The following is an 11,380-nucleotide window of genomic DNA, read 5'->3' as shown; positions in this document are numbered from 1 at the left end:
CGCCGATGGAGAAATAAGTCAATCGATTGATATATTCTGTAGGTGGATGTTATCGACCAATGCCTTTGCTGAGGCAAGGCAAGAGCGTGACATCGCTCATGGCTGGATGCGTGGCTTGATTGGGGGGCGAGATGTGCCGTTCAGCGGTTCAGCGTCAATTCGGATCAGGGCGATCTCAGCTGTTCTGGAAAACGTTCGGAAACAAGGCAAAGAGACCCGTGGGGACGGGTCTCTCAGGGTTCTCGGGCTGGGAAGAGGAACCAAGCCTCGGGGTCGGCTGCCAACAGGTAGCGATACAATATCGCTAATTTTCACGACACTAATATGTCTGGTCTCGACCGACCGCAAAACAAAAAAAGCCGCTACTTTTTCGTGATCCCTGCGGCACTGTTTTGACACAAAACTGCCTTGCTCTTTCCGTATCGCCGGTTCGATGCGTATTCAGATTTATATTATCGCGCTGCTGCTCAGCGCCATCATGTGGTCGATCTCGTTCGATGCGGCGCGAGAATCCTATCATGCCGCGCAAAGCGCGGGATTGATGCCGAACCTGCACATCAACAAGAAGCTGGATCGCATTCTATAAACTGCGATGAAGTGTCCAGGTCAGCGGTACAATTGATGTCGCATTCTCGACATCGGGCCAGCGAATGTTTTTGCTATGCGCTCGTGAGCCTTCCGGACAGAAAGTCAAATTTCGTAAAATTTGACCGATCTGCTTAAAAGCCCTGAAAATACTGATGTGTAGAGTGTTCTCATGAAAGCGACCGAAGCGTGGACAGACGCGTCGATCGTTTGGAGCCGGGCAAACCGAACGCCCGCTGATCCGCAAACGGGGACTTCAACATGCACAGAACTCTTGCCGCTATCGCCTTGACCCTGAGCATCACTGCCGCTGCCGAGCCGGCATTCGCCGTCGGCCCCGCCAGCCTTGCCCGCGACCTGATGTACACCTCCGCCATCGGCCATGCGCCCGAAGTTCCGTTGACGACTCGCGCCGGTTTCGTGCGCCCAGGCGTTCCTTTCGTCCTGCGCAGCCCGGCTGCGGTCGAGGGCGAGGGCTATCGGCTCAAGACCTATTCGCAGAGCCTGACCGTTGTCGTCGGTTACGTGTTTTCGACGGCGGTCGAGGCCGTGCAGGCAGTTACGTTTCTTCGCTGATACCTAGCCAGATCTTAGGCCGATCAGGGCCTGAGATCATCCGCACCTAAAGCGCGTCGTATGTCGTTGTCGCAAAACAACCGCTACGCACTTTTACGCGACATCCGCTAGGCGTCGAGTTCGCCGCGCACATCGAGATACCAGTCGACGAAGGCCTTGACGCCGATCTCCAGGGTCGTATCCGGCTTGTAGCCCGTCAGCGCAACGAGCAGATCGGGGGCCGCGAAGGTACGCGGCACATCACCCTTCTGCATCCCCAGCATCTTGCGGATGGCAGGACGGCCGAGCGCTTTTTCCACCGTTTCGACGAAATCCATCAGGCTGACCGGCTGGCCTCCGCCAATATTGACGACGCGAAAGGGCGCCTGGCGCGAAAGCGTTTCGACAGCCGTGTTTTCGAGGCGATTATCCTCGGAGGGAACGACCGCCGATAGCCTGACGATCGCCTCGATCAGATCGTCTATATAGGTGAAGTCACGGCTCATATTGCCTTCGCCGTAGATCTCGATCGGCTGACCTTCAAGCATGTTCTTGGTAAATTTGAACAGCGCCATGTCGGGCCGGCCCCACGGGCCATAAACGGTGAAAAAACGAAAAGCCGTGGTCGGAATCTTGTGAAGATGGGCATAACTGTGCGCCATCAGTTCCATCGATTTCTTCGTCGCCGCATAGATGGTCAGCGGCTCGTCGGCGCGATCGGTCTCGCGAAAGGGGACGGTTGCATTGGCGCCATAGATCGATGATGTCGAGGCCAACATCAGATGGCGGATTTCGACGCGCCGCGCGATTTCCATGATGTTCCACGAGCCTTCGACGTTCGAACGAAGATAGGCCTCGGGATTTTCCAGGCTGTAGCGCACGCCGGCCTGTGCGGCGAGGTGAATCAGGATATCGGGCTTGGCCGCCAGAACAGCCGCTTCCAGCGCTGGCCGGTCCTCGAGCATTGATATGACGGGTTTGAAGGCCGGAAACTGGGAGAGTGCCGCATGGCGCATCTCCTTGAGCTTGACGTTGTAATAGGGAGTCAGGCCGTCGAAGCCTGTGACGTCATGCCCCTCTTGCAGCAGGCGCCTGGCCAGATGAAAACCGATAAAGCCGGCAGTCCCTGTAATGAAGTAGCGCATTCCCACCTTTTCTCGACTTCCCGCCGACGGCAAAGAGCCGATTCCGTATCAAGTGACCCCACTTACAAGATAAAAAGAGGCCGAGTCGATAGGTCTTTGAACGAGAAGGCCACAGCACCGTCTCTACTGTCGGCGGACTGTCCGCTGTTGCCTTGCCGGATGAGGGCGGGACTATCGATATCGTCTGTCGGTCAGCCGCAACTCCCCGGCCGTTATGCTGCATTGCAACATGGTGGCTTGCATGTTATGGCCGGCCGGTCGTCTGCAAGCAGGTCAGGATCGATGAGAGATATAATTTATTGGATTCTCTGCGCGTTTCTGACCGTTGCCATCGCCATCGTGTCGTTACGCTATGTCACGAACTTCTGGCTTCTGTCCTTCGTCTACAGCTTTCAATTTCACCTCGGCGTCGTGTTCGTCGCCGCCAGTCTCGTCGTTCTGACTATCAAAAGGCAGATTTACGGCTTTATCCTTCTGCTTGCCTCGCTTCTTCTCATCGCTCACGGCGTCATCATGCTGCGCGAGTTCTCGCAGGACGACAGAGGCGCCGACAGGCCGCCGCTTTTTCGTCTGATGTCGTTCAACATCGCGATCGACAACTGGAAAAACTCGACTGAAATCACCGACATGGTGATCGCGTCGAATGCCGACGTCGTCAATCTGCTCGAAGCCAAGCCGCTGACGTTTCACCTGCAGCAATTGTTCAAGACCTATCCCTACCATATCGGCTGCGATGCCGGGAAGGATACATGCGATACGCTGGTGCTGTCCAAACGCCCCTTTGTCAGCCGGCAGGTCGCGAGCATGGGCAGTCTTCGAAAAAACAGGCTGGTCGTAGCAAGCGTCGACTTCGGCGGCGAAACTATCAATCTCGTTTCGGCGCACCTGACCAAACCATATTTCGACGATTTCCAGATGGCTGAATTGGAAGATCTCGGCAAAGCGCTTGGCTCGATCGACGGCCCGCTGGTGCTGTCAGGCGATTTCAACTCCTCGGCGATCGCCCCGAGCATCCAAGCTTTCCTGCGCGAGCAGAAGCTGAAAACGATCACGCCAGAACCGGCAACATGGCCGATCGGCGCCGGCGCGCTGGGGATCGCCATCGACCACGTATTTGCACGCGCGCCGCTTCATCTGACATCGCTGAAACGTCTCGACGACAATCTCGGCTCGAACCATTCGGGCTTGATCGCCGACTTCGCTCTCGACAAGGACGGCGGAACTTCAACGGCAAAATGACTTACCTGCGCAAGAAAATCCTGCCGGGGCTACAGATCAGAATCTGGTTCGGCCGCCTTTTTTGTCGATCATTTGAAACCTCTTGCCGTCGGTCTTCACGTTGACGCAATCGGTCTTCTTGCTGGGAAACAGGACGCACACCTGGCCATTGGTTATCTTGTAGCCATTCTTATTGCCGTCGCGATATTCGTAGCCGTTCTTGCTTTCTTTCAGTTCGGACGTACCGGGCAGGTGCTGGCGAATTTCCGACTCGCTTGCGGTTCGCATGCTTGCCGTTTCGGCAAACGCCATTCCTGGCACCATAATTGCAAGAAATCCGGCGAGGACGGGCAAGGTACGCATCAGGGGGATCTCTCCGGTCATGTCTTTCGGTACATCCATTCTACGAGAACCCCAAGAGGAAATTCAACAGCGAGGATGGTCGCGCCGAAAAGGCCCGACCATCGCTCCGGCTGCGATTTTACGTCCTTCCAAACTCATCGACGATACGAATGATGTCGTCCTCGCCGAGGTAGGAGCCCGTCTGAACCTCGATGAGCTCGAGAAGAATCTTGCCGGGGTTGGCGAGGCGGTGGACTTCGCCCAGCGGAATGTAGACGCTTTCGTTCTCGCGCAGCATACGCACGTTCTCGCCGACCGTCACCTCAGCCGTTCCCTTGACGACGATCCAGTGTTCGGAGCGATGGTGGTGTTTTTGCAGCGAAAGCTTCTTACCCGGCGTGACGAAGATGCGCTTCACCTGGAAGCGATCGCCGTTGAAGATGGAGGTATAGCCGCCCCACGGGCGATAGGATGTCGGATGGGTTTCGGCGAATTTCGCAGTAGTGGAAGACGAGGCCAGCATTTTAACCAATTGTCCAACATTCTGGCTGTCTTTAAGCGGCCCGACATAGACGGCGTCCTCGCTGGCGATGACGGCGACATCCTCCATGCCCTGGACGGCAAGATGCACGCCATGGGTCATAACGAGCGAGTTGCGGGTATTGACGACGGTGGTGTTTGCAGCGGCGACATTGCCGTTGTTGTCGCGTGCGCCTGATTTCCAGACGGCATCCCAGCTTCCCATGTCCGACCATTTGAACGGCGAGGGGACGACGGCGGCCTTGGAGGTCTTTTCCATGATCGCGTAGTCGATGGAGATATCGGGGCTCTTGGCGAAATGGTCGGCGTCGAGGCGGGTGAAATCAAGGTCGCGGCTTGCCTTCGAAACGGCCTTGCTGGCCGCCTTCAGCACATCGGGCGCATATTCCTGCAGCTCGGCGATGAGTTCCGTCACCGGGAACATGAAGATGCCCGAGTTCCAGTAGAAGCCGCCGTCGGCGAGCATCTGCTCGGCCTTCTCGAGTGCCGGCTTTTCGATAAAGCGCTTGACCTTGTGCGCACCGTTTTTGAGCGCGTCGCCGATCTCGATATAGCCGTAGCCTGTCGCCGGCTCCGTCGGGTTGATGCCGAAAGTGACGAGGCTGCCTTCGGCAGCGGCATCGCGGGCAATGCGGATGCAATCGAAATAGCTCTCATCGGCGAGGATCTCGTGATCCGAGGCGAGCATCTGGATGATGGTGCCCTTGCCGAACAGCTCGCCAGCGAGCGTTGCAGCGGCGGCCACTGCTGCGGCAGTGTTGCGGGCGACCGGTTCGAGCAGCACGGCAGCGAGAGGGACGGCGAGCGCGCGGGCCTGCTCGGCGACCAGGAAGCGGAATTCCTCATTGGTGACGACGATCGGGGCTTCATAGAGGTCCGGATTGGAAACGCGTTCGAGGGTTTCCTGAAACAGCGTCTTGTCGCCGACGAACTGGATGAATTGTTTCGGTGCGGTGGCACGGGAAAGCGGCCAGAGCCGCGTGCCTTTGCCGCCGGCCATGATCACGGGAACGATTTTCTGCGTCATAGGCGGGTTCCTTGAAATAAACGGCTTGTTCGTCGCATGTTAGCGGGCGCCTGCCCAGTCTGTTATTCGATTGAGCCCTGTATCCAGCAGCTTCAGGGCGGCTGCTTCGCTGCCGGCCTCCGTGTAGCAGCGCATTTCCGGGGCATTGCCGGAGGGGCGGAAATGAATGATGCCGCCATCCCTCAGCGTCACCCGAAGTCCGTCGATGTCGGACTTCGTCGCCACTTCGCCGATCGGCTGCAGGAAAGCCGAGAGATTTTCGTCCGAAGCGCGCAGATGCTCCATCAGCGCGGCACTCGTTTCCAGCGGAAAATTCTCCAGGCGGTCGGCGGCAGCAAAGGGCAGATGATAGGAGGTGGCAACGGCCGAAAGCGGCTGCTTGCGGGTGGCGACGAGCGATAGGATCGCGAGCATCGGGATAAAACAATCGCGTGTCGGCAAGGCACGCACGTTCCGGCCGTTGATATCAAAGGCGGTTGCAGTCAGCAGGCCGCCATTGGCTTCAAAGCCCATGACATGATCTTCGCCGGCCGCCACGGCCTCTTCCATGCCTGAAATAACGAAGGGTGAGCCGACGCGGGTGCGCCGGACGGCGAAAGAGCCCGCGGCCTCGATGCCGGAATTGGAGGTAACCGGTGTCACCACCGTGCCGGCACCGAGGAAATTGGCTGCCACAAGGCCGAGAAGGTCACCGCGCAACGGCGTGCCGGTTTCGTCTGTGACCAGCGGGCGGTCGCCGTCACCATCGGTAGAGACGATCGCATCGAACTTGTGCTCGGACACCCAGCGCTTCATCAGCGTGATCGTCTCGTCGGAAACGGCTTCGGTGTCGACGGGAATGAAACTCTCGGAACGTCCGAGAGCGGTGATCTCGGCGCCGTAATGGGCGAGAACATCAACCAACAGGTCGCGGGCGACGCTGCTGTGCTGGTAGACACCGATCTTCATGCCAGACAGCGCGCCCTGCGGAAGCAGGGCAGCATTGCGTTCGAAAAAGAGCTGCCGGCAGATCGCTTCATGCTCCTCCGTCTCGGCTGGCGCCTGCGTCACCGCTTCACCGGTTCGCTCGATCTCGGCCGCCAATGCGGTGATAGCAGCCTCGTCCGATTTGTCGATCTCACCATCCGGGCGGTAGAATTTGATGCCGTTGCGGTCCGCCGGAATATGCGAGCCCGTAACCATCAGGCAGGCGGCGTTGCTCTCGAGGCCATAGAGGGCAAGGGCGGGTGTGGGGACGGTGCCGCAGTCGAATATCCGGAAGCCAAGCGCGGCAAGCGCACCGGCACAATTCCCCGAGATTTCAGGGCTTGAATCGCGAAAATCGCGGCCGATCAGAATGACGTCGCCGGCCCGCGCCTTGCCGGTCTGCAGCAGATATTTGCCGAACGCGGTGGCGTAGAGGGCGGAGGCGCGTCCTTTGAGGTCGACTGAAAGTCCGCGAAGGCCGCTCGTGCCGAATTTCATGGGAAGACATGGCTCCGATTTCACGATCAAAGTTCTACTCAGGCCGCCTGCCGGCGTAAATACCAAAGCCATCATATAGTTAAATACGGACGACGGTGCCTGGGACAGCCTCTTGCAATCTTCTCTCACCGAATTCTGGAGGTGTAGACCCATTGCCGCGCCGGCAGGCATTGCAGCGTAGATCGATTTTGTTAGAACCGTGTGTCCGTTGTTTCGTCATATGCGAAGGATTTTCCTAGATGAGCGATACATCCGTCAGTCTCGAGGAGAGCTGGAAAGCCGCGCTGGAGGGGGAGTTTTCAAGCCCCTATATGCAACAGCTCAAATCCTTCCTCGTCGCGCAGAAGCAGGTCGGCAAGCGGATTTTCCCCAAGGGCAGCGAATATTTCCGCGCCCTCGATCTGACGCCGATCTCCAACGTCAAGGCCGTCATCCTCGGCCAGGACCCGTATCATGGACTCGGGCAAGCCCATGGACTGTGTTTCAGTGTCCGGCCGGGCGTGCGCATACCGCCCTCCCTGGTCAATATCTACAAGGAGATGGAGACGGATCTTGGCATAGCGCCGGCACGTCACGGTTTTCTCGAACATTGGGCAAAGCAGGGGGTCCTCCTGCTGAACAGCGTGCTGACCGTCGAGGAAGGGCAGGCGGCTGCTCATCAGGGCAAGGGGTGGGAACGCTTCACCGACGCCGTCATCCGCAAGGTCAACGATGAATGCGAATCCGTGGTCTTCATGCTGTGGGGTTCCTATGCCCAACGCAAGGCTGCCTTTGTCGATACGACGCGGCATCTCGTGCTCCGGGCGCCGCATCCCTCGCCGCTTTCGGCCCATAACGGTTTTTTTGGCTGCGGGCATTTTTCGAAGGCGAATGCCTTCCTGCAGTCGCGCGGACGTGCGCCGATTGACTGGCAATTGCCGGCCGATCCCCATGGGGCGTAGATGTGAACGGACTTTGGCGTTCGTTCACTAAAAGAAGACAATGCGTTTTGGTCTACGGGTCTGTTCTACGGGGGTTTCAGCGCGCATCTTAGCCTCATCGAAAGCCCGCAACGGCGGGCATGAAAGGGGTTTGACATGCTCGATCAGATCAAGGGTCTGCACCACGTCACGTCGATGGCGCAGGATGCCCGCACCAACAACCAGTTTTTCACCAATGCGCTCGGCCTGCGACGCGTCAAGAAGACGGTGAATTTCGACGCGCCCGATGTCTATCACCTCTATTATGGTGACGAGACTGGTGCGCCCGGCACGGTCATGACCTATTTCCCGTTCCCGAAGATGGCGCAGGGCCGTCCCGGTACCGGCGAGGTCGGCACGACGGTGTTTTCCGTTCCACAGGGCTCGCTCGGCTTCTGGAGCGATCGCTTTGCCGCGCTTGGTGTCGGCGGCCTGAAGGCCGAGGAAAGTTTCGGCGAAAAACGGCTGAACTTCTCCGGCCCGGATGGCGATGGCTTCGCGCTCGTCGAGGTCAAGGATGACGCCCGCCAGGCCTGGACACAGGGCGGCATCAGCGAAGACCATGCCATTTACGGCTTCCACTCCGTCGCCATGCGGCTGAGGGACGAAGGCGCCACGGCCGAACTCTTGAAGTTCATGGGCTATGAGGTCGCCGAGGAAAGGGACGGCGTCAAGCGGCTGATCAAGCCCTCCGGCAATGGCGCGCATCTCATCGATCTCGAGACCATGCCGAACATTGCCCGTGCCCTTCCGGGTGCCGGCTCCGTCCACCATGTCGCCTTCGCCGTCGAAAACCGCGAGAAGCAACTAGAAGTGCGCAAGGCGCTGATGGACACCGGTTATCAGGTCACGCCGGTGATCGATCGCGATTATTTCTGGGCGATCTATTTCCGCACGCCGGGCGGCGTGCTGTTCGAGGTCGCGACCAGTGAGCCCGGCTTCGACCGCGACGAGGATACGGCCCATCTCGGCGAAGCCCTGAAACTGCCGCAACAGCACGCCCATCTTCGCGCGCTGCTCGAGCAGCATCTGCAGCCGCTCGAAGTGTGAGGAGGGGCGATATGACCGAAACCGGATATGTGCACCGGCTGCATGCCGGCGCACCTGATAAACCCATCCTGCTGGTGCTGCACGGCACCGGCGGCGACGAGAACCAGTTCTTCGACTTCGGCCGGCGCCTGCTGCCTGAAGCGACGATTGTCTCGCCGCGCGGCGATGTTTCCGAACATGGCGCGGCGCGCTTCTTTCGCCGCACCGGGGAGGGGGTCTACGACATGCCCGATCTCTCACGCGCGACGGAGAAGATGGCCGCCTACGTCAAGGCATTCGCTGACGAGTACCAGGCTTCCCATATTCTCGGCCTGGGTTTTTCGAACGGCGCAAATATTCTTGCCAATGTCCTGATCGAGAAGGGTATCTTCGATGCCGCGGTTCTGATGCACCCGCTCATCCCGTTTCAACCCGAAGCCCAGTCGACGCTGGCGGGGAGAAAGGTGCTGATGACGGCCGGGCAAAGGGATCCTATCGCGCCCGTCTCCATGACCGAGGCGCTGTCCGAACATCTGAAAAAACGAGGGGCGGAGATCAGGGTGGTCTGGCACCCCGGCGGTCACGAGATTGCGCCACTCGAGATCAATGCGGTCCGCGATTTTCTCGGCGGTTATTGACGGCGTGCACCATCGGTCGGCGGGAAACTGGTTTGCGGGACCGGCGACTGCCGGTCCCGCATCTTTGCTGAAACAAGGATCCTATCGTCGTGATCGATAGGACATTAGGGGCGAGGAGGATATTTGCCCCTGATTGCCTTCATGTAGAAATTTCCCGGTGATTCCGCCATCGTCAACCCGACGACGACGCCCTTGGGAACGCCTTCATATTCTCGCCTCTGACCGTTGGTCAGATAGACCCGTAGATGCCGGCTGTCTTCGTCGTAGGTGATCGCCTCGATAAGTTTCGAATCAACCGCAGTTTCCACTTTGCACCCCGCAATTTTGGATCTGAGATTCCTGATCAAGAAATGTCATTCACACTCGCAACGTGCCATCATTATGCTGCGCTGCGGGGGCGTCAAGCGTCATCTTCTTTAACGTTCATTTTTTCCTGATGGCTCTCGTTATAGTTGATTTTTGCAGCTCTTTCGAAGGTGTGGCCTGTGGAAATCCGATACCTGTGGCTTCTCCATTTGGGGAATATTAGCCGAGAATGTCGCGAGAAACACAATAATCGCCGGCTTAACGCCGGATTAACCATCATATCGCAAACTATAGCGTATTATTAACCGCAGCACCCTCTGACGTATGAATGATTACATTCGCAAAGCGGAGCGTGACCTCGCCGCTGCAACGGCCGATATCGGCGTTGCCGAGTCGCAGGCGCTGCGTGCTCAGGTGAAGACCACGCAGGAGATTCTTGCGCTTTCAATCGGGAGCTACAAGGATGGACAATCATCCTTGCTTGATGTGCTGGATGCGCAGCGTTCGGCCGCGACCAGTCAGGCCAACCTGGCGCAGGCGGTGCAGCAAATGGCGAAGGACTATGTCACTCTGAATGTGGCAATTGGTTCGGGTTACAACTTCGGTGGGCCGCGATCAGGCCAAATTCTTATGAACACTGAGAGCCTCATGCCGTTTCAGCGATGGATAAGAGATGGATTATTCCGCAACCCGCCATTCGGTCGGGTCTCATAAATGGGTTCCATGTTTAACTATCTAGCGCCGTGGCGACGACAGATACCGATACTGGCTGGCAACCGTAAAAGACGCGCTCGGCTGACATTTGCCGAAGGCGAATTCGCTGCGGTCTACGCGATGAGCGATGTTCACGGATGTTATAAAGAACTCGTCGAGGCACATCGCCGCATCGAGGAGGATGCCGCCCGCATTCCGGGGCCGAAACTCATCGTCATGCTCGGCGATTATGTCGATCGCGGGCCGGATTCGAGCGCGGTGCTGGAATTCCTGAGCAAGACCCCGCCGCCGGGGTTTCAACGTTTCGTCCTGTGCGGCAATCATGACGCGGAGCTGGCGAAGCTCTATCGCAAACCGGCGCGCATTCTCGAATGGCTCGGCTTTGCCGGAACGGAGACGCTGCACTCATACGGTATCGATATCGAGTATCTGCTGCAGTCGGCGGCTGGAAGCGAAACAATCGCCCGCGTCATTCGCAACATGATACCCGAGCGGCATATCCAATTTCTGGAATCGCTGCCGGTCATGCTGCGGATGGGAAGGATCCTCTTTGTTCATGCGGGCATCCAACCGGGCGTCGAGCTCAAGAGGCAGAAAGACAGCGACCTTATGTGGATCCGTCAGCCCTTCTTGGATGAAGGGCCGCAGCTTCCTGTCCTGGTGATTCATGGGCACACCCCGGCGCGAATCCCGACATTCGGTCCGCAGCGCATCGGTATCGACACCGCAGTTTCGGCGACGGGCCGGTTGACCGTGCTGACGATAAAGGGGACGCGGGTCGGAATTCTTTAAATCGGTGAGCATGGTGTCGTCCGAAAACGCCTACAATTTTCGGCGTCATGCTCAAGACCAAACGCC

The 11,380-nt window shown here is 58.2% G+C and carries 13 protein-coding genes; 8 read left to right on the top strand and 5 right to left on the bottom strand.

Translation table 11 applies throughout. The annotated features are described in order from the left end of the window. Window positions 1–433: 433 nt before the first annotated feature. Both RWK44_RS09225 and RWK44_RS09220 read left to right on the top strand, forming a co-directional pair. Window positions 434–586 carry a hypothetical protein gene (locus tag RWK44_RS09225; RefSeq protein WP_009988813.1) on the top strand — a complete coding sequence of 51 codons (153 nt, stop codon included), beginning with the start codon at window positions 434–436 and terminating at the stop codon, window positions 584–586. A 260-nt stretch (window positions 587–846) separates the two neighbouring features. Continuing rightward, window positions 847–1,161 carry a hypothetical protein gene (locus RWK44_RS09220; RefSeq protein ID WP_221942903.1) on the top strand — a complete coding sequence of 105 codons (315 nt, stop codon included), beginning with the start codon at window positions 847–849 and terminating at the stop codon, window positions 1,159–1,161. A gap of 107 nt (window positions 1,162–1,268) precedes the next feature. Here RWK44_RS09220 and RWK44_RS09215 read toward each other — a convergent pair whose 3' ends face one another. Beyond that, window positions 1,269–2,285, bottom strand: coding sequence for an NAD-dependent epimerase/dehydratase family protein (locus RWK44_RS09215; RefSeq protein ID WP_168284585.1), 1,017 nt, complete (start codon window positions 2,283–2,285; stop codon window positions 1,269–1,271). A gap of 282 nt (window positions 2,286–2,567) precedes the next feature. Between RWK44_RS09215 and RWK44_RS09210 the strand changes: the two genes are divergently transcribed. Beyond that, on the top strand, window positions 2,568–3,524 hold the full coding sequence (locus tag RWK44_RS09210) for an endonuclease/exonuclease/phosphatase family protein (protein WP_131665178.1): 957 nt from the start codon (window positions 2,568–2,570) through the stop codon (window positions 3,522–3,524). A 36-nt stretch (window positions 3,525–3,560) separates the two neighbouring features. Here RWK44_RS09210 and RWK44_RS09205 read toward each other — a convergent pair whose 3' ends face one another. The 3 genes from RWK44_RS09205 to RWK44_RS09195 form a co-directional block, all read right to left on the bottom strand. Continuing rightward, window positions 3,561–3,866: a hypothetical protein gene (locus tag RWK44_RS09205; protein ID WP_026158824.1), complete on the bottom strand. Its 306-nt coding sequence runs from the start codon at window positions 3,864–3,866 to the stop codon at window positions 3,561–3,563. 118 nt (window positions 3,867–3,984) lie between these two features. Beyond that, a complete protein-coding gene (locus RWK44_RS09200) occupies window positions 3,985–5,412 on the bottom strand; it encodes a mannose-1-phosphate guanylyltransferase/mannose-6-phosphate isomerase (RefSeq protein ID WP_131665177.1) in 1,428 nt (475 codons plus the stop codon). Window positions 5,413–5,451: 39 nt separating this feature from the next. Beyond that, the gene (locus tag RWK44_RS09195) at window positions 5,452–6,876 is read right to left on the bottom strand and encodes a phosphomannomutase (protein WP_316028701.1); all 1,425 of its coding nucleotides are present in this window, start codon (window positions 6,874–6,876) and stop codon (window positions 5,452–5,454) included. Between the two features lie 239 nt (window positions 6,877–7,115). Here RWK44_RS09195 and ung point away from each other — a divergent pair, with 239 nt between their 5' ends. From ung to RWK44_RS09180, 3 genes are all read left to right on the top strand, one after another. Beyond that, on the top strand, window positions 7,116–7,817 hold the full coding sequence (ung, locus tag RWK44_RS09190) for a uracil-DNA glycosylase (protein ID WP_020051285.1): 702 nt from the start codon (window positions 7,116–7,118) through the stop codon (window positions 7,815–7,817). A gap of 135 nt (window positions 7,818–7,952) precedes the next feature. Then, window positions 7,953–8,885, top strand: coding sequence for a VOC family protein (locus RWK44_RS09185; RefSeq protein ID WP_131665175.1), 933 nt, complete (start codon window positions 7,953–7,955; stop codon window positions 8,883–8,885). Between the two features lie 11 nt (window positions 8,886–8,896). Continuing rightward, the gene (locus RWK44_RS09180) at window positions 8,897–9,502 is read left to right on the top strand and encodes an alpha/beta hydrolase (RefSeq protein ID WP_131665174.1); all 606 of its coding nucleotides are present in this window, start codon (window positions 8,897–8,899) and stop codon (window positions 9,500–9,502) included. A 104-nt stretch (window positions 9,503–9,606) separates the two neighbouring features. Here RWK44_RS09180 and RWK44_RS09175 read toward each other — a convergent pair whose 3' ends face one another. After that, on the bottom strand, window positions 9,607–9,849 hold the full coding sequence (locus RWK44_RS09175; RefSeq protein WP_003542164.1) for a KTSC domain-containing protein: 243 nt from the start codon (window positions 9,847–9,849) through the stop codon (window positions 9,607–9,609). A gap of 283 nt (window positions 9,850–10,132) precedes the next feature. Here RWK44_RS09175 and RWK44_RS09170 point away from each other — a divergent pair, with 283 nt between their 5' ends. Beyond that, window positions 10,133–10,522, top strand: a complete 390-nt coding sequence (locus RWK44_RS09170; RefSeq protein WP_376776733.1) for a TolC family protein — start codon at window positions 10,133–10,135, stop codon at window positions 10,520–10,522. Continuing rightward, entirely contained in the window at window positions 10,523–11,314 is a 792-nt protein-coding gene (locus RWK44_RS09165; protein ID WP_131665173.1) for a metallophosphoesterase, read from the top strand. Window positions 11,315–11,380 lie beyond the last annotated feature (66 nt).

It is taken from the genome of Rhizobium sp. 25PS6, from assembly GCF_032464655.1.
Classification (GTDB): domain Bacteria; phylum Pseudomonadota; class Alphaproteobacteria; order Rhizobiales; family Rhizobiaceae; genus Rhizobium; species Rhizobium laguerreae.
This window is presented reverse-complemented; position numbering and strand designations above follow the sequence as displayed.

Excerpts from the sequence above, each read along its gene's own strand:
- RWK44_RS09185 (WP_131665175.1), top strand. The coding sequence starts at position 7,953 with ATGCTCGATCAGATCAAGGGTCTGCACCACGTCACGTCGATGGCGCAG.
- RWK44_RS09170 (WP_376776733.1), top strand. The coding sequence starts at position 10,133 with ATGAATGATTACATTCGCAAAGCGGAGCGTGACCTCGCCGCTGCAACG.
- RWK44_RS09165 (WP_131665173.1), top strand. The coding sequence starts at position 10,523 with ATGGGTTCCATGTTTAACTATCTAGCGCCGTGGCGACGACAGATACCG.
- RWK44_RS09200 (WP_131665177.1), bottom strand. The coding sequence starts at position 5,412 with ATGACGCAGAAAATCGTTCCCGTGATCATGGCCGGCGGCAAAGGCACG.
- RWK44_RS09215 (WP_168284585.1), bottom strand. The coding sequence starts at position 2,285 with ATGCGCTACTTCATTACAGGGACTGCCGGCTTTATCGGTTTTCATCTG.
- RWK44_RS09205 (WP_026158824.1), bottom strand. The coding sequence starts at position 3,866 with ATGCGTACCTTGCCCGTCCTCGCCGGATTTCTTGCAATTATGGTGCCA.
- RWK44_RS09210 (WP_131665178.1), top strand. The coding sequence starts at position 2,568 with ATGAGAGATATAATTTATTGGATTCTCTGCGCGTTTCTGACCGTTGCC.
- ung (WP_020051285.1), top strand. The coding sequence starts at position 7,116 with ATGAGCGATACATCCGTCAGTCTCGAGGAGAGCTGGAAAGCCGCGCTG.
- RWK44_RS09180 (WP_131665174.1), top strand. The coding sequence starts at position 8,897 with ATGACCGAAACCGGATATGTGCACCGGCTGCATGCCGGCGCACCTGAT.
- RWK44_RS09225 (WP_009988813.1), top strand. The coding sequence starts at position 434 with ATGCGTATTCAGATTTATATTATCGCGCTGCTGCTCAGCGCCATCATG.
- RWK44_RS09195 (WP_316028701.1), bottom strand. The coding sequence starts at position 6,876 with ATGAAATTCGGCACGAGCGGCCTTCGCGGACTTTCAGTCGACCTCAAA.
- RWK44_RS09220 (WP_221942903.1), top strand. The coding sequence starts at position 847 with ATGCACAGAACTCTTGCCGCTATCGCCTTGACCCTGAGCATCACTGCC.